At 47.7% G+C, this 24186-nt stretch carries 15 protein-coding genes; 4 read left to right on the top strand and 11 right to left on the bottom strand.

Annotation, left to right across the window (positions count from 1 at the left end; genetic code table 11):
* Nucleotides 1–395: 395 nt before the first annotated feature.
* Nucleotides 396–1760, top strand: a complete 1365-nt coding sequence (locus N774_RS0100420; protein WP_024859340.1) for an MATE family efflux transporter — start codon at nt 396–398, stop codon at nt 1758–1760.
* Between the two features lie 160 nt (nt 1761–1920).
* Here N774_RS0100420 and N774_RS0100415 read toward each other — a convergent pair whose 3' ends face one another.
* Both N774_RS0100415 and N774_RS0100410 read right to left on the bottom strand, forming a co-directional pair.
* The gene (locus tag N774_RS0100415) at nt 1921–3381 is read right to left on the bottom strand and encodes a hypothetical protein (protein WP_024859339.1); all 1461 of its coding nucleotides are present in this window, start codon (nt 3379–3381) and stop codon (nt 1921–1923) included.
* Nucleotides 3378–3974, bottom strand: coding sequence for an RNA polymerase sigma factor (locus N774_RS0100410; RefSeq protein WP_024859338.1), 597 nt, complete (start codon nt 3972–3974; stop codon nt 3378–3380). The genes N774_RS0100415 and N774_RS0100410 overlap by 4 nt, the downstream gene beginning before the upstream one ends.
* Before the next feature lie 307 nt (nt 3975–4281).
* Between N774_RS0100410 and N774_RS0100405 the strand changes: the two genes are divergently transcribed.
* From N774_RS0100405 to N774_RS17830, 3 genes are all read left to right on the top strand, one after another.
* Nucleotides 4282–6510 carry a heavy metal translocating P-type ATPase gene (locus N774_RS0100405; RefSeq protein WP_024859337.1) on the top strand — a complete coding sequence of 743 codons (2229 nt, stop codon included), beginning with the start codon at nt 4282–4284 and terminating at the stop codon, nt 6508–6510.
* Between the two features lie 156 nt (nt 6511–6666).
* Nucleotides 6667–7152, top strand: coding sequence for an RNA polymerase sigma factor (locus tag N774_RS0100400; protein ID WP_024859336.1), 486 nt, complete (start codon nt 6667–6669; stop codon nt 7150–7152).
* A 4-nt stretch (nt 7153–7156) separates the two neighbouring features.
* The gene (locus tag N774_RS17830) at nt 7157–7948 is read left to right on the top strand and encodes a zf-HC2 domain-containing protein (protein WP_024859335.1); all 792 of its coding nucleotides are present in this window, start codon (nt 7157–7159) and stop codon (nt 7946–7948) included.
* A 32-nt stretch (nt 7949–7980) separates the two neighbouring features.
* Here the strand turns inward: N774_RS17830 and N774_RS0100390 are convergent, their stop codons facing one another.
* The 9 genes from N774_RS0100390 to N774_RS0100350 all read right to left on the bottom strand — a co-directional run bounded on the left by N774_RS0100390 (nt 7981) and on the right by N774_RS0100350 (nt 24112).
* Nucleotides 7981–8937 (bottom strand): TIGR03943 family putative permease subunit, encoded by a 957-nt coding sequence (locus N774_RS0100390; protein WP_024859334.1) that lies wholly within the window; start codon nt 8935–8937, stop codon nt 7981–7983.
* A gap of 17 nt (nt 8938–8954) precedes the next feature.
* Nucleotides 8955–10079 (bottom strand): GTP-binding protein, encoded by a 1125-nt coding sequence (locus N774_RS0100385; protein ID WP_024859333.1) that lies wholly within the window; start codon nt 10077–10079, stop codon nt 8955–8957.
* 116 nt (nt 10080–10195) lie between these two features.
* Nucleotides 10196–11266 carry an alpha/beta hydrolase gene (locus N774_RS0100380; protein WP_024859332.1) on the bottom strand — a complete coding sequence of 357 codons (1071 nt, stop codon included), beginning with the start codon at nt 11264–11266 and terminating at the stop codon, nt 10196–10198.
* Nucleotides 11267–11340: 74 nt separating this feature from the next.
* Nucleotides 11341–13422: an elongation factor G gene (gene fusA, locus N774_RS0100375; RefSeq protein WP_024859331.1), complete on the bottom strand. Its 2082-nt coding sequence runs from the start codon at nt 13420–13422 to the stop codon at nt 11341–11343.
* Between the two features lie 108 nt (nt 13423–13530).
* Nucleotides 13531–15078, bottom strand: a complete 1548-nt coding sequence (locus N774_RS0100370) for an oligosaccharide flippase family protein (protein ID WP_242836530.1) — start codon at nt 15076–15078, stop codon at nt 13531–13533.
* A gap of 90 nt (nt 15079–15168) precedes the next feature.
* Nucleotides 15169–15927 carry a zinc ribbon domain-containing protein gene (locus tag N774_RS0100365; RefSeq protein WP_024859329.1) on the bottom strand — a complete coding sequence of 253 codons (759 nt, stop codon included), beginning with the start codon at nt 15925–15927 and terminating at the stop codon, nt 15169–15171.
* A gap of 321 nt (nt 15928–16248) precedes the next feature.
* A complete protein-coding gene (locus N774_RS0100360; RefSeq protein WP_024859328.1) occupies nt 16249–16992 on the bottom strand; it encodes a type 1 glutamine amidotransferase in 744 nt (247 codons plus the stop codon).
* Nucleotides 16989–18326, bottom strand: coding sequence for a Mur ligase family protein (locus N774_RS0100355; protein WP_024859327.1), 1338 nt, complete (start codon nt 18324–18326; stop codon nt 16989–16991). The genes N774_RS0100360 and N774_RS0100355 overlap by 4 nt, the downstream gene beginning before the upstream one ends.
* Nucleotides 18327–18343: 17 nt before the next feature.
* Nucleotides 18344–24112: a DUF4011 domain-containing protein gene (locus tag N774_RS0100350; protein WP_024859326.1), complete on the bottom strand. Its 5769-nt coding sequence runs from the start codon at nt 24110–24112 to the stop codon at nt 18344–18346.
* Between the last annotated feature and the right edge of the window lie 74 nt (nt 24113–24186).

Genomic DNA, 24186 nt, shown 5'->3' with positions numbered 1-24186 from the left:
TTGCGTATCTGCAAGGGCATTAAGATCAATTATAATGAATGCTTTGCATTCATTATACCGTATAAGCGAAGCGAATATGGTATAATCGCCCGATTGCAGGGAGCAAATCTTTGATTTGCGTATCTGCAAGGGCATTAAGATCAATTATAATGAATGCTTTTGCATTCATTATACCATATAAGCGAAGCGTTATGGTATAATTGCCCGATTGCAGGGAGCAAATCTTTGATTTGCGTATCTGCAAGGGCATTAAGATCAATTATAATGAATGCACTTGCATTCATTATAACCGATTTTTGATATAAATGCAATAGATCTGATATAATTTCCGACTTAGTTTGACTATAATAAAGTCAAGAAATCACACAGACAAGTTTACAGAAGGGGGCATTCATATGGCAAAGGCAAACGACCTTACACAGGGAAAAGTCAGCTCGCTTATATTGAAATTCTACTTTCCCATGCTGCTGACAAATATGCTCCAGCAGATGTACAATATCGCTGATACAGCCATAGTCGGCAAGGGTCTCGGTGACAACGCTCTTGCAGCTGTAGGCAATATGTCATCTCTCACATTCCTTATATTCGGCTTCTCAATGGGACTTGCCAACGGCTTCTCGGTAATAACCGCACAGAGCTTCGGCGCCAAGGACTACAAAAAGCTCCGCCGCTCCGTGGCTTCATCGGCAATGCTCTGCTTTATCATAGCACTTGTACTCACTTTGCTCAGCACAGCCTTTCTGAAGCCTGTCCTCCACCTGCTCCGCACTGATGAAGCAATAATGCACGACGGTCTTGTATACGGCTACTTCATATTCGGCGGACTTATGGCTACTATCGCATATAATCTCTGCTCATGCATACTCCGCGCCCTCGGCGACAGCAAAACACCCTTTATAGCCATAATAATCTCCACTGTCGTCAACCTCTTCCTCGATACATTCTGCATATTCGTACTGAAAACAGGAGTTGAGGGAGCTGCGATAGCTACCATATTCTCACAGATAGTTTCAGCCCTGATATGCTTTATGAAGATACGCAAAATAGATGTACTCAGCATAACAAAGACGGACTTCCGCGGCAACGGCGCTCTTTACGCCGAGCTCTTCAAAAACGGTCTTCCAATGGCACTTATGAACTCCATCACAGCTGTGGGCTGCATGGTGATACAGTACTTCGTAAACGGTTTGGGAGTTGCCTATACTACCGCATATTCCGCTTGCAGCAAGTTCATCAATCTCTTTATGCAGCCCGCATGCACAGCAGGCTTCGCAATGTCTGCATTCACCAGCCAGAACTTCGGCGCACGGAGATTCGACCGCATCCGCGAGGGTCTTCACGTATGCCTTACAATAGCAACTATCGCCTATGTGGTACTGGGCTCGGCAATGGTATTCCTGCCCACATATCTGGCAAGAATAATGGTGAGCGGCTCGGAGCCCATCGCCATTGCAAAGACCTATCTGCCCATATGCGGCATATTCCTCTTCGGAGTTGACTTCCTGTTCATATTCCGCAACGGCAATCAGGGCTTCGGAAAGCCCCTTGTACCCATGATATCGGGAATTGCCGAAATGGCGCTGAGAATAGGCGTTATCGCACTGTTCATACCCGTCATAGGCTTCCGTGCTACTGCCTACGCAGAAGCCTCCGCATGGTTAGGAGCTCTTATCCTCAATGCAGCCGCATTCGAGCACACTCTCCGCAAACATACAGCAACTCCCAAAACCAAGCCTGAGAAGCTCCGCTCCGCAGCCTGATCCAAGATCGACACGCGATCTGTTCTATACACCATTCCTCTATCCTCGCTGTCTGCAGCTCCCCCCGCAGACAGCATCTTTTTTGCATTAGAACAGCCCTCCGTTTTCACGAAGGGCTGTTTCTGCTTTCTTTTGTTTTCAGCGAGCTGCCGCAGCAGCTTTATTCTGATTGTTCTTTCTGAGACTCCTCATAAGCCAGACTTGCTTCTTCACCCTGCCGTTGTATTTCTTTAAAAAACTTTTCATCAATTACAACATTGGATTCATCGTAAGCAGAGGTCGTCTCACTATCCTTTCCAAGATCAGCAAACGCTCCCTTGATATTGCCCATGTGAACGATTATCTGCTCATTCCTGCCTTCGATACTGATATTTATCGTTGGATCGCTCTGCGATGAATATAAGAAATGAGTCAGATACGGCTCATACATACGCATTGCAAGCTTCATAGTGCTGTCAGCAGGAGTTTTGAACGTGTTGGTCACCGTTGGCAAGCCAAGGTTCATGGTCTGTATCTCGTCGTCAACGAGAGCTTCATCTGCTAAAACATACGGCTCATACCAGCTAAGAGTTTTTTCGTTATCACATTCTGCCGTATTGGCAAAAAATTCTTTCTTATTAAAAACGGACTTGTTCTCCTTTGGCATGGCGTTTGAACCGTCGTAATTCAGCGATGTTTTCCACAGCTTCTTTGCTTCGGGAAGCTCATACTTCACATAGCTGTCCGACTTACTGTCGTAACAGGTCATCATCACGTCGTAGTAATACTTTTCGCTTTCATCGGATACAATATTGCGGTAGACCTTGTCTGTATCCTGATAATAGCAGTACAGCACCTGTGTATTCACTGCCATTACGCCTTTATCGTCCTTGAAGTAGCTGACAAATGAATATGAAGCAGCTGTAGCTCTGTTTCCCACCTTGTCTGTGAGCAGACTGTATTTGTCGCCCGTAAAGGCATTGCAGGCAGCCATATACGCCTCGTTATCATTGGTTTCAAGACGCATACCGCCAATACTGTCTATATCCTCATCGGTAAATTTAGCCTTTGACTCAGCAGCCGCAAGATAGTTTGCCTCGCTGTAGCTGCCTGTGTACTCCACAGCATATACCTGATTGGTAGGAACACCGTTTATCTCCCTCACGTACACACGGACATTTACTCCGTCTGTATCCTCTGCCTCAAAGGGACAGCTGTAAATGGGAGATACAAGAACATCGTCCGCAATATACTCACTGAGTGGCATATCGTAGACCTTATATGTGTTTTTCTCTGTCTCACTCTGTATTTCAGATATTATACTGCGATACCTATCGTTTGTATCTGTTCCTACATTGGACATGAACTCCTGAAAGAACACCGTCCTCGGCAGAACTCCGATACATGCAGCTGCTGCAGCTGCTACTGATACCCATTTCAGAACGGGAACAGCCCTGCGTTTGCCTGTAACATTTTCAAGGTCGCTTACTGTCAGCTCGCTGTCTGAAAAATCCTGATACTTCTCAGGAAAAGCTCTTGCGGAGATCTTTTCAAAGCAATCTACATTTGAAGAAAGCTCGGACATTTTGTCCCGGAGCTCCTTCTCGGGATCGCGCTCTCCGTTTATTCTGTTGTCTTTCACTGCAGTTCACCTGCCTTTTCCTGTAATATGGATATAGCCTTTTGATACCTTGATTTTGCTGTAGTTTCAGGACATTTCATCACCTTAGCTATCTGTTTGAACGTCAGCTCCGCGCAGCACCGCAGTATAACGGTCTGTCTTTGCTTTTCGTTCAGATTTTTCAGCAGCTGATTTATGTAAATACTGTCCTCCACAGTCTTTTCAGCCTCGCCATAGCTTTGTATGATAAAATTTGAGATCTCTCTTTTATGTCTGCGGCGAAGCTCCAATGCAACGTTGCGTGCAATAGTGAGAATAAAGCCTTTTCCGTCACCTTTTTTTGCGGAAAACTTTTTCACCTGAGTAAGCCTCACAAAAGTCTCTATGACGCAGTCCTCAGCAAGATGATAGTCCGACGTTATACTGAAGGCGACAGCAAAGACGCTGTCCTTGAACATAGTGTACAGAGTATTAAGGCTCTCCTTTGATTCACGGCAGCTTATTATGAGCTGATTCACTGTATTATCCTCATTGGATAAAGCCTGTTCCGTTGTCAGTACATTAGTAAAGATCGCTCCGTCACCTCCGCTTAGTAATTTGGTTTCGGCGTTCATTTTTCTCACTCCTTTTTGAAAGTATCAGAGACAGGGACAGCTCCCCGACTTGCAAGTTCCTCTGAAACTCCTGTGAAAGCTTTCATATATAAGTGATTTCAGACGCCGAAAAAGACGAAATAATTTCAAAAAAAATCAGAATTGTTGTTAGTATATAAAAACAATTATATTTTTTCTATAACATTGAAATTATAGCACTAATTCTAATAAAACGCAAGAAATAATGCAAAAGGTATTGACAAAGTGCTGACAATGTGGTATCATATACATATGAACAGTTGTTCATATGAGAAAGGATAGTGATCATATGGAGAAGACCTTTTCCGTACAAAATCTGGACTGCGCTCACTGCGGCGCTAAAATAGAAGAAGCTATCGGTAAGCTTGAGGGCATAGAATCGGCAGTGCTGAACTTCCCCCTCAGAAAGCTAAAAATAAGCGGCGACATTACCGACGAGCTTCTGCATAAGATAAACGATACTGCCAACTCCATTGAGGCAGGTGTGGTCATAGCTCCTTTTGAGGCTTCTCACCACAAGCATGAGCATCATGAGCATGAACATCACCATGAGCACGGTGAGGAATGCTGCTGCGGTCACGACCACGACCACTGTGACCATGAGCATGAACATTCTCATGAACACAGCCATGAGCATCATCACTCACATGAGCACTCCCATGGCGAGGAACATGAGGATCTTATGCATGAGCTGCTCCCTATTATAATAGGAGTGATAGTATTTGCAGCCGCTATCGCTGCTGAAAAGCTCCTTGACATCAAACCACTTGCTATCGTGCTTTTCGCCGCGGCATACCTTATACTCGGCGTCAACGTGCTGAAAGCCACATTCAAAAATATACGCGCCAAAAACTTCTTTGACGAAAACTTCCTTATGACTGTCGCAACTATAGGCGCTTTTGCTCTCGGCGAATACGCAGAAGCTGTTGGAGTTGTGCTGTTTTTCCGCATAGGCGAGCTATTTGAGGACTTCGCAGTAGCTCGCAGCCGCAAGGCTATAACCGACGTTGCGGAGCTCAAGGTGGAGGAAGCAGACGTACTCAGAGACGGCGAATTTGTCCGCGTACACTCAGAAGAGATAAAGATCGGCGATATACTCAGGATAAAGGCAGGCGAAAGAATAGCTGCCGACGGTATTGTTGAATCGGGCGAGTCACGTATCGACACCTCAGCAGTCAACGGCGAACCTGTTCCCCTTATCGTACAAAAAGGCGACGAGGTGCTGTCAGGCTGCATCAACCTGTCGGAAACATTCACTCTCCGCGCTACAGCAGCAGCCTCCGACTCCATGATATCCAAGATAGCTCAGGCTGTAGAGGACGCCTCCGCCACAAAGCCCAAGATAGACCGCTTTATCACACGGTTTGCCAAAGTATACACTCCCATAGTGATCGCAATAGCGCTCCTTACTGCCATTGTTCCCTCGCTTATCACGGGAGACTGGAGCAAATGGGTGTACTCAGCCCTTACATTCCTTGTAATAAGCTGTCCCTGCGCACTTGTGCTCAGTGTTCCCCTTGCCTATTTCTCAGGCATCGGCGCTGCTTCAAAACTGGGAATACTCTTCAAGGGCGGAAATGCTGTTGAAGCTCTCGGCAAAATAAAAGCCATTGCCTTCGACAAAACAGGTACTCTTACAAACGGCAGCTTCACTGTTACTGACGTAAAAAGCTACGGCAGTCTCAATAAAAAGCAGCTCCTTGCAATATGCGGAAGCTGTGAGCAGAGCTCCACACACCCTGTTGCGGAAAGTATCACAGAGTACTGCCGCAGCGAAAATATAGAAATAAGCTCTCCCGAAAAGGTGGGTGAGCTTGCAGGCAGAGGTGTATCGGCTGTAATAAACGATCAGGAGGTGCTCTGCGGCAATGAGCGCCTGATGTCGGAAAACGGAGTAAGTCTCCCAAGTGAGGAAAGGCTTGCGGGCAGTGTGGTATACATAGCTGTAAACGGCAGAGCCGAGGGCAGGATAGTGGTATCCGACACTGTGAAAAAGACCTCCGCGTCCGCAATAAAACAGCTCCGCGCAATGGGCGTGGCTACGGCTATGCTCACAGGCGACAAGGCTGAAAACGCAGAGACTATAGCAGAACAGCTTGGACTCGACTCCGTAAAGGGCGGACTGCTCCCCCATGAAAAGCTTGCAGAGCTTGAACGTATCCGCAAAGAAAACGGCGCAGTAATGTTCGTGGGCGACGGCTTCAACGACGGTCCCGTGCTTGCTGGCGCAGACGTTGGCGGAGCAATGCACAGCGGCTCCGACCTTGCTCTTGAAGCGGCAGACGCAGTATTTATGAACTCCGAGCCCGAAGCAGTAGTCAAGGCAAAGAGGATCGCCGATAAGACCTTGCGCATCTCCTATGAGAACATTATCTTTGCACTTGCAGTAAAGGCAGCAGTTCTCATTCTCGGACTTATAGGTCACCCCAATATGTGGCTGGCAGTCTTTGCAGATTCGGGAACGGCTATGCTGCTTATCCTTAATTCCGTAAGAGTCCTCAATACAAAGAAATACTGATCTCTTGCCATTATCTATATTATGGATTATAATTATAATAGATCACCGAGCTCAATTTTCGGGCTCGGTGTTTTTTTATAACAAATATGTAACGTTTTTCTGTCTCAGGCTACTAAACTACAGAAGTATTTGAAAAGTAAGAAAGGAGTGATACAGATGAAAAAAGAGATCGAAGATTATTATCAGAAATATGGTCAGAAGGTTTATGCCTATCTTATAAGTTTAACCCGCGCCCCCGATATTGCTCAGGATCTTACTCAGGAAACATTTCTTCAAGCTCTGCGTTCACTCGATAAATTCAATAACAAATGCTCTGTCTGTACATGGCTCTGCCAGATAGCTAAAAATCTATGGTTCAAGGAGCTAAAACGCTGCAAGTATCACCCTTCTGCTTACTGTGAGCCTGATATGAACGCTCTTGACATAAGTATCGTACCGCCTGATGAACAGACAGAAAGCGCTGATACAAAGATGTATATACTGAAACAGATACACGAGCTTCCCGAACGCGAAAAAGAAATAATTCTTCTCAGAGCAACAGGAGCAATGACTTTTGAAGAGATAGGACAGCTTTTCGGTAAGAACGGGAGCTGGGCAAGAGTGACATATTACCGCGCAAAACAAAAGCTAAGAAAGGAGTAATATTATGAAATGTGAGATAATAAAAGACCTGCTTCCTTTGTATTGTGATAACGCACTTTCAGATGTAAGCAAGCAAGAAGTTGAAAAACATATTATCAAATGTACTGAATGCCAAAAAGTGTATGAAGATATGAAATATGATTATATAAGCCTTGATACTGCTTCAAAAAATATAGAACCCATGAAAAAAGTAAAAATAAGACTGGGGCTCAATAAATTACTGATAGCTTTGCTGCTCTTATTCATAATTTCTTTAGGCACGGTCTATGAACTTTTCTGCGCGCACCCTAAACTTGCTTCTTCTGACCAGATAACAATTGAAACAAACTTAAATATCAGAGGTGTAAAATATGTTTACCCAAGCCCTGAAAATGTTTTAGTGCTACGCTCCTATCCATTTTTTAAAAAAGAAGAAAAAGATATTACAATAGATAAGGTAAACAACTGTGTATATGTAAACGGCGAAAAACTGCTTGATGAAAAGGGCGAACCTGTTCCTGCAAGCGGTAAAGTCTTACAATGGGGATGGGTTGATGTTGCCGTCCATGTAGAAACTGCTTTCAAAACAGTAAAGGTCAAACATGATTACACAAATTGTGAAATAGCTGAATTCCGTCCATGTCTGCGATTCGGACAGGATAAGGATAATATTATTCAAAATAAAGAAAAGATCCAGCATTTTTCTTATTCCCTCGAAAAATTCGATACAGAAAAGAATATAACACTTAAAATACATTGTAAAGATAAAGATATAGTTATTAAACCTTATGATTACAGTGGACTAAAAACAGAGTAAAAGAAATGCTCCCTTTTAAGGGAGCATTTTTATCAATAGAATGTAGCCACAGGCTGCTCGGGAGCCTCTGCCTTTTCAATGCTTCTCACAAGAAGAACAGGTCCCTTTCCGCGGTAGAGCTTGTGCTTCTGAACGCTTATTTTGCCCGAAACAGTTATCCACTGCTTATTTGCAGGCTCTGCACCGTCCTCATACTGAGCAACCAGCCAGCAGTACTGTATATCCTCCACACAGCAGGTCATGATATGACGTCCCACAGCAAAAGTATTTATGGGGAACTTCTCGTTCTTGGCAGTCAGCGCCTTGAAGGTCATGGTCTTGCCGTCGTACTTAAATGGCTCCTCCATGATATCCCTGTACCACAGCGCGAAGTCCTTGTCCTCAAGGGTTATCTCGTCAGCCTCCACATCAAAGGGAAGCGGGTCCTCGATATCGTCATAAGCCACCTTACCGTCTGTATACTCGTATACTATCTCGGCACGTCTGCTTACACCTCTTACCACCTTGTGGTACTCGTTGGGGTCGGACTTAGGGTCAAAGCGGTTGAAGACCACCATTTCAGTTGCGTTGAACTTATCCACCACAAGACTGCGCATATTGGCATTGTAGTTGTTGAAGGTTGTTGCATCAACGAAGCACATTACCTGAGCGATAGTGGTCTCATCGGGCATTGCCTTGTAGAAGTCGTCCATGAGCCACATACCGTTGTACTCGACAACAACGCGCTCGGCGCCGCTGTCATTGAGTATCTTGGTGAAGTTCTCCATAGTGAACTCCGACTTATCGTCAATAACATGTGTAATTACGTTTTTCTTCGGCATGCGGGAGATATCGTACTCCTCTATACCCTCTTCGCATATAAGGAGCAGAGTTTTCTCGCCCTTGTTGAAGCGCTTGTCCTCCAATGTCTCCTGTATAAACTTGGTCTTTCCCGATTCAAGGAAGCCGAGGAACAGATATATGGGTATCAATTCATTCTGATCAGACACAGCAAATGCTCCTTTCCTCAGGCATTGAAGAGCTCTGCAATAGCTTCTTCATTTATCTTTGAGCCGATAACGCAGAGTCTGCCGATAGTGCCTGCACTTCCTGTGCGGACATCGGGCACACCGGGAACATAGTCATAGTGTATCCACTGACCGTCAGTACCTGCAACGATACCCTTTGCACGGAGTATCATACCGTACTTCTCCTCGTCGCCGAGAGCATTGAGAGCGTTGGTGATCTCCTCCTGAGTATAAGCTCTTGTAGTCTCTCTGCCCCAGCTTGTGAACACATCGTCAGCATGGTGGTGGTGATGATGTTCGTGATCGTGGTCATGGTCATGGTCATGGCAGCCGCAGGTGCAGTCGGGACCGTGGTCGTGGTGGTGTTCATGTTCATCGTGATCATGGTCGTGATGATGATGCTCATGCTCCTCATGATCATGGTCGTGATGATGATGCTCATGCTCCTCATGATCATGGTCGTGATGATGATGCTCATGATCGTGATGTGCAGCTTCTTCAAGGAGCTCCTTGAGCTCGTCATCAAGAGTGTTCTTCTGTGTCATAGCGTCAACAAGCTGCTGACCTGTGAGCTCGTCCCACTCTGTAGTAACGATAGGAGCAGCGGGATTCTTCTCGCGTAGGCTCTTTACGCACTCGTCAAGCTTGTCCTGTGAAAGGCCGCTTGTATGGCTGAGGATAAGGCAGCTTGCATAGGTTATCTGATTGTCGAAGAACTCGCCGAAGTTCTTCATGTACATCTTGTACTTCTTTGCGTCAACAACAGTTGTGAAGCCGTCAAGCTCAACGTCGTGAGCATTGATGTTCTGAACAGCGCGGATAACGTCGCTGAGCTTGCCAACGCCCGAAGGCTCGATAAGGATACGGTCGGGAGCATAGTCAGCAAGCACCTTTTCCAGAGCCTTGCCGAAGTCGCCAACGAGACTGCAGCAGATGCAGCCCGAGTTCATTTCGGTTATCTCAACGCCTGCGTCCTGTAAGAAGCCGCCGTCGATACCTATCTGACCGAACTCATTCTCGATAAGAACGAGCTTTTCGCCTTTATAGCCCTCCTGAATGAGCTTCTTTATGAGAGTGGTCTTTCCTGCGCCGAGAAAGCCCGAGAAAATAGTTATTTTTGTCATGTAAAAACACTTCTTTCTAAAAAATCGTTCAGAAATTATTATAGCACATTGACAATAATAAATCAAGTCCTATTTAGACGCAAAAACGGCTGCGGATAAACCGCAGCCGTAAGCTTTTATACAGCACATTTAGTGAAAAAATCATTGATAAGGTCGATAATCTCCTGATTAAAGCCGTTGTACAGCTCCTTGTCAATGTCGCTGTAGTACTTCTCCCATTCTTCACTTGGGATATCATTGCCGTACTTTTCTCTGAGAGCATCGGTTCTCGGAGTAAGAACGTTTTTCTTGTAATCCCTGTATTCGGGAGTGTAAAAGTAGGTGTTATGACCGTTTCTGCCCTCCTCGGTGAACACCTTGTATTCAACATTGGGATTTGTTATCTCGTCCCTGTGAGCTATAATTGCAGCACTTTCATAGCTTATGGTCTCATCGTTATCACCGTGAATAACAAGCACTGGGATATCCGACTTGTTTATGCCGTCCACTGCCGACCATGAGGAGTCCTTGCCGAACTTCATCTTATTATATGTCCACACAAAGGGATAAAGAAGAACTCCGGCCTTGCCGTACATACTGTCGCATGAGTCTGCAAGCTCCTCATAGGGCGTATTATAGCCCGACATGGTAACACAGCCCTTTATATCGTGGTCGAAATTCAGTACAGCTGCCGCCGCATAGCCTCCCCAGCTGTGACCGAGTACATATGTATCCATATTGCCAAGCTGCGGGTCGCTCTCCGCAAAATCAAAAGCAAGGTCAAGGTCTATGACTGACTGAGCAAGACCGTTTGAGCTCTCACCCTCACTGTTTCCACTGCCTGTGGCATCGTATGCGAACACACACCAGCCGCAGTCCACAAGCTTGGTCAGCAGCTTCAGATAATACTCGTGACCGCCGCCTATACCGTGAGCAAAAACGATAAGTCCCCTGTCGTTGTCGCCCCCATAGATGTAGCCTTTAAGGGTGTTTTCCCCTGAGAGGAAGCTGACCTCCTGACGAGGATAGTCGTTTTCGTAGTGGTCGTAGAAATACGTAGCCGCAAAACGCTTTTCGGGATAATCTCCCCGCCCGAAGTTCTTGTTCATCTCCACACAGGTTATGACAAACGCCGCAGCTATGGATATAACGATAAACAGAACAATTGCAGCAAGTATCTTCCGCTTTTTACTCTTTGTTTTCCTCATATTTACTCCCCCTAAGTAAACAGGAACAGTTATTATGAAACGGCTGCCGCAACTGCGGCAGCCGCTGTTATTACTTATTCAACATTTCCTACAGACGAGATTACCTCAGCAAGAAGATTTGCAGGAAGCTGCTCATATCTTACGAAATCCAGAGTAAAGCTGCCCATGCCTCTTGTGGTCTGACGGAGATACATTGCGAAGTCGTGCATCTCACGCATAGGCACCTCTGCCTGTATCAGTGTGATACCGCTGCCAACAGGCTCCATGCCGAGAACTCTGCCTCTGCGCTTGTTGAGCTCGCCCATTATATCACCTGTGTTATCGTCGGGAGCTGTTACCTTGAGGTCGCCGATAGGCTCCAGCATAACGGGGTCAGCCTGTCTCAGACCTTCCTTGTATGCAATTGAAGCGGCAGTCTTGAATGCCATTTCCGACGAGTCAACAGGGTGGTAAGAACCGTCCACCAGTATAGCTTTAAGTCCCACAACGGGGCAGCCTGCAAGAACACCCTTCTTAACGCTCTCTTCAAGTCCCTTCTGTACTGCAGGGAAGTAGTTCTTCGGAACAGCGCCGCCGAATATCTTCTCCTCGAATACAAGTGTATCGCTTACACATGGCTCGAACTCTATCCAAACGTCACCGAACTGACCGTGACCGCCCGACTGCTTCTTATGACGTCCCTGGACCTTTACCTTCTTGCGGATAGTCTCCTTGTAAGCTATCTTGGGAACTGTAAGGTTTACCTCAACGCCGAACTTTGTCTTGAGCTTGGCAGCTGCAACTTCGATGTGCTGCTCGCCGAGACCGCTGAGTATCTGCTCCTTTGTAGTCTCGTCCTGCTCGTATGTGAGAGTAGGATCCTCTTCGATAAGACGCTGCATGCTTGTGGAAATCTTAGCCTCGTCGCCCTGTGCCTTAGCCTTTACAGCCATTGAGTAGCAGGGTCTCGGGAATTCCATTTTGCCGAACTCGACGATCCTTGAAGAATCTGCGATAGTATCTCCCGTATTGGCAGAGATCTTGGAAGCTACAACGATATCGCCTGCATAAGCAGCAGGTACTTCTGTCTGCTTCTTGCCGCAGAGCGAATAGAGCTTGCCTATCTTTTCTGCGCTGCCTGTAGTGGAGTTCATAACATCACTGTTGGCAGAAAGCATGCCTGACATAACTCTTATAAATGACATCTTGCCTACGAATGGGTCGGCAACTGTCTTGAAAACAAAGGCTGAAAGCGGATCGTTAACGTCGCACTTTACCTCCACAACGTCCTGTGTGGGAGTGTAAGCTTCTGCTGCGAACACCTCGTTTGGTGACGGGAGAAGAAGCTCGATCTCCTTAAGGAGCATATCAATACCGCCAAGATCAGCAGCAGATGTGCAGACTACAGGAGTGATGATACCTCTGTTCATACCGTCGTGGATACCGTCGATAAGCTCCTTCTGAGTGAAAGCTTCTCCCTCGAAGAACTTCTCCATAAGCTCCTCGGAAGTCTCTGCAACAGCCTCTGAAACGGCTGCAACAAGACCCTCGATACGGTACTCGAACTTTTCGGATATCTCGGCTGTAGGCATCTCTGTCTCAACAGCGTTGCCCTTGCCGTCATATTTATAGCACTTCATCTCAATGAGATTAACGTACTCCACTATCTGACCGTTACTTACAACAGGTACGACTACAGGGCAAACTGTAGGACCGAAAACAGTCTTGAGCTCTGTGAGCACGTTGAAGAAATTAGCGTCCTTGTCGTCTATCTTGGTAACGACGAACATCTTTGACTTCCCCTGCTTTACAGCCTCCTCGTAAGCCTTTCTTGCGCCGACCTTAACGCCGGACTTGGCGGAAACGGTTATCATAACAGTATCGGAAGCTCTGATACCCTCGATCATCTCGGCTGCAAAGTCGAACAGACCGGGTGTATCGAGCAGATTAACTTTAAGATCGTTATATTCAAAGGCAGCAAGAGATGTTCCTATCGAAATCTGTCTCTTGATCTCCTCAGGATCGTAATCGCAAACTGTTGTGCCGTCAGCAGTCTTTCCAAGACGGTCGGAAGCTCCTGCCTTATAGAGTATCGCTTCTGCAAGAGAAGTTTTTCCCGAGCCGTTATGGCCTGCAAATGCTATGTTTTTCACCTTGTTTACATCGTATTCTTTCATGACAAAGTTTCTCCTCTTAATTGGTTTATCCGTCTGATATTCACGGCATACAAATATTATAATTCATTAATAAAAAAATTGCAATACTAACATAAAATTTTCTACATTTTATAATATGCGTTCAACTGTTTGTTGTGTATTATCCACAAAAAGGTCTTCTCCGCATTTACTAATTAGCCTTACTTTTCCCAATGCGCAGAAAACGCCGAAGTATACTGCTCCCCAGACAAGTCCGAAAAACAGCATAACATGGAGCTTTCTCAGATCGAGCCCTGCAAGACGAGTAACGGCCTCTCCAGCTGACATCGACGCAAACGCCAGTATTACGGGCAAAATCAATGTTCCACAAAGTGCCCGCCGAGCTTTGGCAGCTTTTGTTACCTTTAAGAAACGCATACTGTTTCCAAAGATGTTGCTTGCATAGTAAGAGACAACAATGCCGTAAAAGCCGATTTTCGGCACAAGGATAAGAACTGCGGCTATCCTTATGACATACTCCGCAAGATAATTCGCCGACGAAAAGCTTTGAAGCCCAAGTCCTTTGATTATGGCTTCAAGGACTATCTCCATATAGATAAACGGTACAACGGGAGCAATAATGGTTATCATGGTGCCTGCAAGCTCACCGCCGCCGAGAAGCTCCCCTATCTGACTGCCGAAGCGCATGAGCACAGCCGCTGCAAAGACCGAGAACATCAGCGTCCACGCCTTAATGCGCTCCGTGAAGCCTTTTATGCGAGTGATGTTGTCCGCGGCCTTTGCACGGGCTGTCTCACTGACTATTATGCCCGACATGGAGCATAATACCACCGACGGAAAGAAAAGCGCAGGTATGACTATTGCCTCAAAAACTCCGAATTTTCCAAGGGCGTCCCCTGCCGAGTCTCCGAACTGCCGCAGACATATGGGTATAAGCGCATCATTTGTACTGCTCAGCACAGCCGTAAGTACACTGCCGCCCATTATGGGAAAGGAAAAAGCGGCATACTGCCGAAAGCTCAGGGAGCATTTCCCTGTACCCTTTGTCCTTAGCTTTATGTAAGCTGCTGCCAGTAAGCAGAGGGACATTGTATTGCCTGCGATAATGCCGCCTATCATTATACCGCAGACTATATCCTCTGTATAGCTCCCGACAGCGCAAGTAGCAGCAACGATAACTCCGCATCTGGTGATGAATTCGGCTATATCACCTGCTGCCGTTACTCCAGCCCTTCGCGCCGCATTGAAGTAGCCTTTCAGGCAAGCGGACACAGCTCCTGTCACCAGTGCAAGGGGCATGAGACGCAGGGCTGCGGTCATATGGGCGCCGCTGAAAAAACGGCGGCTGATAGGCTCCGCAAGAATTATCACACCTGCTGATACAACGGAGCTCAGCAGCAGGCAGAGCTTCACAGCGTAGCCGAGTATTCGGTTTGGGTCGCCGCAGGGCTTGCCAAGCTCCTCGGACACGAGACGGCTTGTGCAGAGAAAGGCGTTGCCGTTGGAGAGTATCCCCGCCAGTCCGAGGAAAGAGCCCATAAGGCTCAGTATGCCAATTGCAGATGTGCCAAGCTGTCTGGTTATGAATACATTGAGCAGAAGTGCTGCACAGTCGAGAAATAGCTGCATTACTGTGAGCAGCAGCGTATCACGGACTACCTTACTTTTTATCATCATAGTTCCTCCGAGGTTTTTTCTACATTTTATGGGGAGAAAGCTATGAAAATGACAAAACGGACAGCATAAGCTGTCCGTCAGTTCATAATATCATCTCTTTTTATATAGCAGCAATTCAGGCTCTGCGCCGTCTTTTCCGTAAGAGGATACCAGCAGAAAGTCCGCATTGGCAAGTATACCTATACAGCGGTCATCGCCCACCTCAAACTGATTTCCCAGATAAGTCCCGTTGTCGTCAAGAAGCTTCACAAGACTGCCGTTTGGCATGGGGTAAGCAATATTTACATATGCTCCCACAAGAGCATTAAGCTTTTCCACCTTTGGCATGCCCTTGATATTCAGCTCGTTGAACTCGTCTATGAGCTGCTTTTTGAACCTCTCAAACTCACCGCCGTCCTCCAGCTCCTTGTGATTCTTCCAGTAGCTGAGCTTGGGCAGCATATCCTTCATGTATTCGCGTGCCTGCTCCTCTGTGAAGCCCTGACCTGCCATGTGCTTTACACATACATCAATGAGGTCGTCCATATTATGATAGGTGTACTGACCGTCCGCGTAGCACCATTTGCAGTAGTCCTCGTTGAATGAGCCGTCCTTTTCCCTGCTTATCAGTGCGCTCTCAAGGGGCATTCCGCAGCACTGGCATACAAGCTTTCTCGGTGAGCCTAAAAGCTCGTTGATAGAAACATCAAAGAGCTGTGACAGAAGCTTCAGTGTTTCTGTGTTGGGGATAGTTTCGCCCGTTTCCCAGCGCGAAACAGCCTGACGGGTCACAAAGACCTTTTCGGCAAGCTCTTCCTGTGACATTTCGTGTTTATTTCTCAGTTCAAGTATTACATTTTTGGTTTCCATAATTATCACCTCTGATGCTATTATATCATATCTGCCGTCAAAATCAAGCAACTGTCTGTTGCCTTTTTTAGCCGTTAGCTTGTAGGGGCGGTGACTCCCTGTAGTACAGGGTTACTCCCTACAGTGTAGGGAGATGTCAGCATAGCTGACAGAGGGTCATCGCTCCTGTTAGGAGATGTCAGCGAAGCTGACAGAGGGTCGCGGCTCCTGTTGGGAGTTTCGCCGCCCGTCAATACCTGTAAAACCACAAATGACCGACTGCAGGGAACGCCGCCCTCGGCGTTCCTTTTTTGTAGGGGCGGATAATTATCCGCCCCTACATCATTTTTTAAGCAGTCTGTCAAGCATGACCTGTCTGCATTCCTTTTCGAGAGTATCATCAAGTGCTTCAAGAGCGATATATTCGCTCTCTCCCCTGTTTATGCAGTACTCTATCATGTAGTCCGATATCTCGGGATTCTTCGAGAGGCATGGACCGTGGAGATAAGTTGCTATCACGTTCTTTTCGCAGTAGCCCTCAGCCTCGCTCTTGGAGCAGTTTCCGTTTCCGTAAAGTACCTTGCCGAAAGGAGTTTTTACGCCCTGAGTCTGACCGCCGTGGTTTTCAAAGCCAACGACTTTAACAGGCTTGCCCGTGATATTTGTCTCGATAACGATATTGCCTATACAGCGCTTTCTGCGGCTGTTGGGAGCTACTGTGAAGTAGTCGAAAAGTCCAAGTCCCTTTATGTCGTTGCCGTCCGCATCACGGTAGTACTTTCCCATGAGCTGATAGCCGCCGCAGATAAGGAACAGAAATGTGCCGTTCTTGTATGCCTTTACAATACCGTCCCTGCATTTCAGCAGGTCTGCTGAGATATGCTGCTGTTCAAGGTCGGCTCCTCCGCCGATATATATGAGGTCGTAGGAGCTGAAATCAGGCATTTCCGAGTCTATTGAATACTTGTCTATCTGACAGTCGATACCCCGCTTTTTGCAGCGAAAGGACATTACCTCCATATTACCGCTGTCGCCGTAAAGGTCAAGCATATCGGCATACATATGAAGAATCTTTATAGTTTTCATTTGTTACCTCCATGCTTTGCGATATAGCGCTTCAGGGCGCTTCTTGTGGGCTGAACTGCCGTATAGTTTGCGATGATGAACTTTCGTCCCTGAGTGCTTGCCAGCTCCTCAACAGCCTTGTCGAGGTCGGGGCGCACGACTATCTTGGCAGGGTCATAGCCTGCGGTCTTTATACGGACAGCGATATCATAAGCTCTTGTACCCGAGGTCACAACTCTCGTAACACGCTCGAATATGCTGAAATTGATATCGTATATCCACGATACGTCAAGTCCGTCTGCAATGTTGTCGTTGAGCACGAAAAGGAGCTCCTTTTCGCCCTGCATCTCGTTCATAACACGGAGGGTCATATTGGCGCCCACCGGGTTCTTGGCAAGATTAAGAGTTGCCTTATTGCCGCTGAGCATGAAGTTCTCCATGCGTCCGTTCTTGACGGTATAGCTGTTGATAACTCCGTCGGTTATCTTCTGGTCGATGCTGTAGAGCTTCGCTGCTGCCGCAACAGCCGTCATATTGTAAACGTTGTAGATACTGTTGAGCTTGGGTGAATAGGTATGCCCGTCAGCTGTGAACACAGGCTTTTCAAGGTCGATATCCTTGGCAGTGATATAGGGCTCATAGTCGCCGAAGCCGCACTTCTTACAGATGAACTTTCCGATGTGGGAGTACTGATAGTAGTCGTATTCAAGAGCTTCTCCGCAGAATGGACAGAAGCGTCCCTCGGAAGCCTCGAATATCTTCTTCGTGGCAAAAGCGTATGGCTCTGCGTGGAAGTACTTCACGTTCTTGTTATTTGGATTTGCCCTGCCGAGACGTGCTGTATTTGGGTCGTCGCCGTTGAGGATAAGATTGCCCTCAAAGGTCTTGCAGAAGCCGTTTATCTTCTGGATAAGAGTTTCCATTTCGCCGTTTCTGTCAAGCTGGTCGCGGAAGAAGTTCAGCACCACAAGGGTATCAAGCTTCAGCTGAGAATACACCACTGGTACGTGGGACTCGTCGGTCTCCAGTATCAGCATGTCAGCCTTTACCTTTCCCGACATATCACAGTATTTCAGCAGCATGGAGCATATACCCGTATCGAGATTGTTGCCCTCGTGGTTAATGATTATCTTCTTGCCGCTGCGCTCAAAGAGCTGAGCTATACAGTTTGTAACGGAGGTCTTTCCGTTAGTGCCCGTAACAGCTATTATTGGGCAGTCCACCTTGAACATGGACACCGCCTTTTGGCGGGAAAGGTGCCACAGTATGATACCGGGCAGATTTCCCGCATTACGGTGCATAAGCTGCAAAAGCTTAACTATTATCTTTCCAATTAATATCAAAAGTCTTTTCAATTTGATTCTCCATTGATTCAGTTTCCTGTGTAGGACACTCTTCCGTCCTCGGAAAAGCCTACCCAGCCGCGGTTCTTAGCCGCCTTTATACCAAGAGCGACGGAGGTCTCGAGAGTTGCCGTCATTCTTGTAAATCCGAAGAGATGTGCCACCTCGCGGAGGAGGTCATCACGGGACATTGCCACCTGACGTGACATTATCTCCTTAATGCCGACTGCTATCTCCTCAGGCGCAACATCGTCGATATCGCGCTTTTCGTCGTTCTTATACACTGTCCTGCACTTGTCGTACTCCTCAGGTATCTGTGAGCTGAGCCATACGTACTCGTTCTCTCCTGCCTTAGTTACCTTTGCTTCCGATTTCTCAAATGCAGTATCGAACAGAGCCTTCATGTTAGCTCCCGGACGTGATATGCCCCAGCATGAGAATGTCTTTTTCGCAAGTGCCTTCATGTTCATGGGAGCTTCCGCCGCAAGTATATCATTGATGCACTTGGTTATCTTTGCAGTGCTTGCTTCGCTGAAGCTCTCGGAAGTGCCAAGCGCCTTTATCTTGAAGGACTTGAACTCGTCGAAGCTCTCGTCAAAGCTTTCAGCTTTTTCGGTCTCGAATACCAGCTCCTGCTTCTTCTTTTCCTCAGCCTTGGGAGCTGCTTCAGGATCGCGGTAGCGCTCCAAAGCCGCGTCTATTTCAGCCTTTATCTTGCCCAGTACCTTGTCCTTATTGTCGAGCCAGTCGATGATATAAACGCTCATGACGTTCCAGCCCAGACCTCTCAGCACGCTTGGCTGAGAAAGAGTTCTGTCGCTTGCGGTACCGTTGTGGAAATTGGCCTCGCTGCCGCAGTTTATGCCCATGATATAGCTGTCAGGCTTGTCGGGATTTACTACTGCAACATCTATCTTGTAGTCGGAGCAGCCCACGCTGCACTTGCAGTCGTAGCCCAGCTTTTTCAGCTCCTCAGCCACAACTGTCTCAAAGCCGTCATTACTGCTCTTTGAGCCGGCTCTTACGGGAAGAGCGCTCCTGCCCTTTGCAGCAAATTCAAGGAAGCCCTTGAGTCCCTCAATGCCGTCGGAGCGTGTGCGGGACAGGTCTATCATGTCGGGAGTGATGACAGAGAATACTATCATCTGACACTTTGAACGTGAAATAGCAACGTTAAGACGTCTCCAGCCGCCGTCACGGTTGAGAGGACCGAAGTTCATTGATACCTTGCCGTCCTTGTCGGGACCGTAGCCGATCGAGAACATGATAACGTCACGCTCATCGCCCTGTACGTTTTCAAGGTTCTTGATGAGTATGGGCTCATACATCTCGTTTGCGTATTCTTCAAGCTTAGGATCGTCGCGGTAGGCGTCCATGAGCAGATCATCGATAAGGTTCTGCTGGGGCAGACTGAACGTAACAACACCGATACTGAGCTTTCTCAGCTTTTCGTCTCTCAGTCTGCGGCATATCTCTTCAACTACAGCCTGTGCCTCTGCCTTGTTGGTACGTGTGGAGCTCTTGTCATAGTAGCCCTCTACGTGTACCCAGCTTACCTCCGATACCTGATCGTCAGGCGACGGGAAGGTGTAGAGCTTGTTCTCGTAGTACTTGGAGTTGCTGTACGCTATAAGGCTCTCATGGCGTGAACGGTAATGCCAGAGCAGATGCTTCTGAGGCATTGAAAGTGCCAGACAGTCGTCAAGTACGCTTTCCAGATCTTCCTTTTCGTAGTTCTCCTCGTCCACCTGATTTGAAGCAAAGAAGCTTGTAGGCGGAAGCTGTTTCGGGTCACCTACGACGATAACGTTCTCACCTCTTGCGATAGCTCCAACAGCCTCACAGGTTGGTAGCTGTGAAGCCTCATCGAAGATAACAAGGTCGAACTTAGGGTAAGACGGGTCTATATACTGTGCCACGGAAATAGGGCTCATGAGCATTACGGGACACATTCTGCGGAGCAGATTTGGTATGCTGTCGAAAAGCTTGCGTATGGACATCATTCTGCCGCCCGACTTGATAGCCTTTTGCAGTATGCCTATCTCAGAGCTGTTTGCAGAGCTGCCCGGTGTTGGTATCTTAGCCGAAAGATCGGCTGCAAGCTCCTTGATGGACAGTGTGGAGAAGTTATCGAGGACTTCGCCGAATTTTCTGATAGTATCCTCAAAGAGAGTGCCCTGGAACTTTGAAAGCACGGTATTTCGTGAAATTGTGCTTGTGACCATAGCCTTGCTGATATCGCAGTCGAATGCGCCTATAAGCTGCTCATTTGGCACCTCGCCGTTCATGTAGGCGTCGGCAACATTGCCGATACCCAGTTCCCTTAGCCTGTTGCAGATAGTGACGATACCCGTCCACTCTTTCAGCTGAGGAAGTGATTCGATAACGGCGTCGGCTTTCTGCTGAGCGTCACTGCCCCAGCTCTCGCCTGTTATGAGCTTGTCCGTATTTATGCCAAAGCTGCTGCGGAGCTGAGAAGCAACACTTTCAAGAGCCGAATAGTCTGCGACTACCTTTGAGGTATCGCCGTTTACGCCTGTGGTAAGGCTCTCGCAGAGCTTCTGCTTTATTTCGGGGGAGAATGTGGAAGAGGCCACCTTTTCACCAAGCTCCGATGAACGTGCAACGCAGCTCTCAACTGCGTTCCAGTCGGTGTTCTCATCAAGCTTCAAAGTACCGAAGTACTTCACAAGCTCGGGCTGTGCAGACGCCACCTGATTTTTCAGAGCGTTGAATTGATTTATCTTGTCGTAATACTGAGTGATATTTTCCTTTGTTACAGTTGAAGCTGATTTTGCGTGAGCTGCAAGCTCCTTAACAAGCTTCTTGCTGCCCATGCTCTTTGCAAGGAACCACTTGCCCTGGGCTGTTTTCCAGCGCACAAGAGCGTCGGAAGCATTATATGTCAGCACTGAGGGCTCAAACTGTGAGAGCAGATCGTTCTTGACGCCCATGAGCTCCTTGCCTATGCCGATAAGTCCCTGTGCAGGCTCCTTGAAGCCGTTCCAGCGGCTGTCAGCAATAATATCGGGGAGAAGCTGCTCGCCCTTTGCCGAAGCAGTCATTATCTCCGCAGCAAGCTTGCACTCCTCAAATGTCATATCACTGCTGCCTGTGAACGCCGCAAGCTGAGGGGTATCGCTCTGTGCAGCCGTGAGTGCTGTTTTGAGCTCACGGAGCTTCGCTTCCATAGCCCCCCTTGTCTCGGGAGTGCACTCTGTCAGCTCGCACACTCCGAGAGCCGTGGTAGTAACATCGCCGAACTCACGTCCCGCAGCCACAAGGCTTTCCAGAGTCTCACGCCATGTTGAATAAGAGGTATCGCTCATGGCGTCAAGCTGCTCATTGGTAAATGTGAACTTGCCGCCGAAACTGCTGTTTTTCTCGTATCTTACAGCTGCGTCGTACATTGAGCAGCCGAAATTGCGCTTCTTGTATATCTCCTCCATAGTGCCGTTGAGCTCTTTGCGCATTTCCGCTATCTTGTCAGCCTGAGCCTTGTACTCCGCAGGCTTCTTGATTCGTCCAACGTTGAGAGTTTCCTCAAGCTGATTGAGCACAGCACGCTTCTGCGCCTTGTTGGAATGTAGCTCTATGCAGAACGGTCCGAGACCGACCTTGTTCAGACGCTTTTCAACAACGGAGAGAGCTGCCATTTTCTCGGCAACGAACAGCACCGATTTGCCCTGATACAGAGCACTTGCTATCATATTTGTGATAGTCTGGGACTTACCGCTTCCGGGAGGTCCGTGAAGCACGAAGCTCTTGCCCTGTGAAGCCGCATATACCGCCGCAAGCTGTGACGAATCGGCACTCAGCGGTACTACCAGATCGGTGGGAGCAACGTTATTGTCAAGGTCAAGGGGCGATATGTACAGGTCGTCCCCCTCCCACTCGGTCTTGCCTGAGATAAGGCTTGCAACTACCTTGTTCTTTGCAAGCTCGTCCGCACGGTTGCGGATATCGTTCCACATGATGAAGCGGTTGAATGAGAACTGTCCGATAAAGGCATAGTCAACTATATCCCAGCGAGGCTGAGAGAGTATACCCTGACGCACTGTATTGAAAATTAGCTGGAGGTCAACACCGTTTTCGTCCTCGGGAACAGGATCAAGTCCCTTTATATCAATGCCGAACATCTGGCGGATATGCTCCAGCATGGTGATGTTCATCTGTGTATCCTCGTCGCGCATACGGATAATGTAGGACTTCTCCTGCACCTTGCGGATAATATCTATAGGAATGAGGACAAGAGGCGCATAACGGGCCTTATCGCTCTTTTCGGTCTCGAACCATTTCAGGAAGCCAAGTGCCAGATAAATAGTGTTCACGCCGTTTTCCTCAATGCTCACCTTTGCCTGTCTGTGAAGCTTCTTCATTATCTTTTCAAGGTCGGCTTCTTTCATAAAGGTGCGCAGACGGTGACTCTTGAACTCAGACTCGGAAATAGTTGTGATAAGGTCGCGGTCGTTTTCGATCTCGTATATCTTGCTGTCGGACATCTGGAGGGTAATATCGTTGGGCATAGGCATTACCTTGAAGTCCTCGCCCTTGGATATCTCGTCCTCAAGAACTCCCAGGTCGCTGACCATGAGCTGAACGCTCATAGCTGTTGCACGGAAGTTCAGCAGGCTGTTGCGCAGACTGAGATCAAGGAGCTTTCTCTCCCACATCACCTGCTTGGTGACCTCTCTGCCCTCGGCATTGGGTATGCCCTGCTGAGCTATCTCGTTGGGAGCTGAGGTTATCTCCGACTTCTTCCTTGCGCCGTAGTCCACAGCCTTGAATGTGCCGTCCTCGTAAACCCTTGACGGTACGGGACGTATGCCGCTTGAACGTGTACGGCTTATATCTATGGCAAAATAGAATTTGCTCTCATCATCGAGTGCTGATGCAGCATGCTTTTCTGCGCTGTCAAAATCTGTATTCTTGCCTGCTGTGAAGTCGGTGCACTCCACAAGGCTTATGGCGTCGATACCGTGAGCAGCTCTCTTTGTAACAGCTGACATATCGTATTGCAGACAGTCCGAGAAGGTCTCGTTTTCAAGCCAGCAGCCCGCAAATGCGTGTCCCTGTCTCATAATGATCATAGGATTGAGACCTGCGGCTTCAAGGCATGAGCAGTACAGCACAGCAAGATCAAGGCAGGTGCCCTGCTTTGACTCCGGAACTGCATCGGGCATACGTATGCGCTGAGCCTGTTCAAAGCTTGCAGGAGGCATTGCGTATGCGATGTTCTGCTCCTGTAAGGCAGCATATATTGCGCCCATCTGCTGCTTTACGATATTGGGGTTCTTAGACTGATAGCCAGTAAATGACGGATCTCCGCACCACTTTTGCAGGTACTTTCCTGCCGCGGCAACTATCTCCTGCACCTTCGGGTGATTTGGCGACACAAAGGCTGCCACTGTCTCAGGCATGAAGTTTATACCCGACCACTGGTCATAGGCAAGAAGCTCTATGGAGCGTGTTTCCTCGGCAATAACATCTTCTCCCTGCAAAGCCTCTATAGTAACGCTTCCCACAAGCTTCTCGGTAAGACTGAAAAGATAGTCGGCAAGCATGATTATATTTATGGGAGATATCTCCACAGGCTGTGACGGTTTAAGATCAACAGGCACCGACTCAAAGGTCTTGGCAAACTCGGGCTCAAACCTTATCCTGAGCCTTACGCTTGTAAGCTCCTCATCGGTATTGTTGGTCATAACCATATTTCTGAAAACAGGCACATAGTTCTGCTGCATTGCAAAATTGATCTGAGCGGTCATATTGCCGCTGAAAGTGATCTTGTTCTCCATACGCTCCTCCATTCTGCCTAAGGCGAGATATTATACATAATATAATGATACCACATTCAGCGGGATTTTACAAT

It is taken from the genome of Ruminococcus flavefaciens AE3010 (assembly GCF_000526795.1).
GTDB classification, from domain to species: Bacteria; Bacillota; Clostridia; order Oscillospirales; family Ruminococcaceae; genus Ruminococcus; species Ruminococcus flavefaciens_D.
Note: the sequence above shows the minus strand (reverse complement) of the source record. Positions and strands in the feature narration are given on the sequence as shown.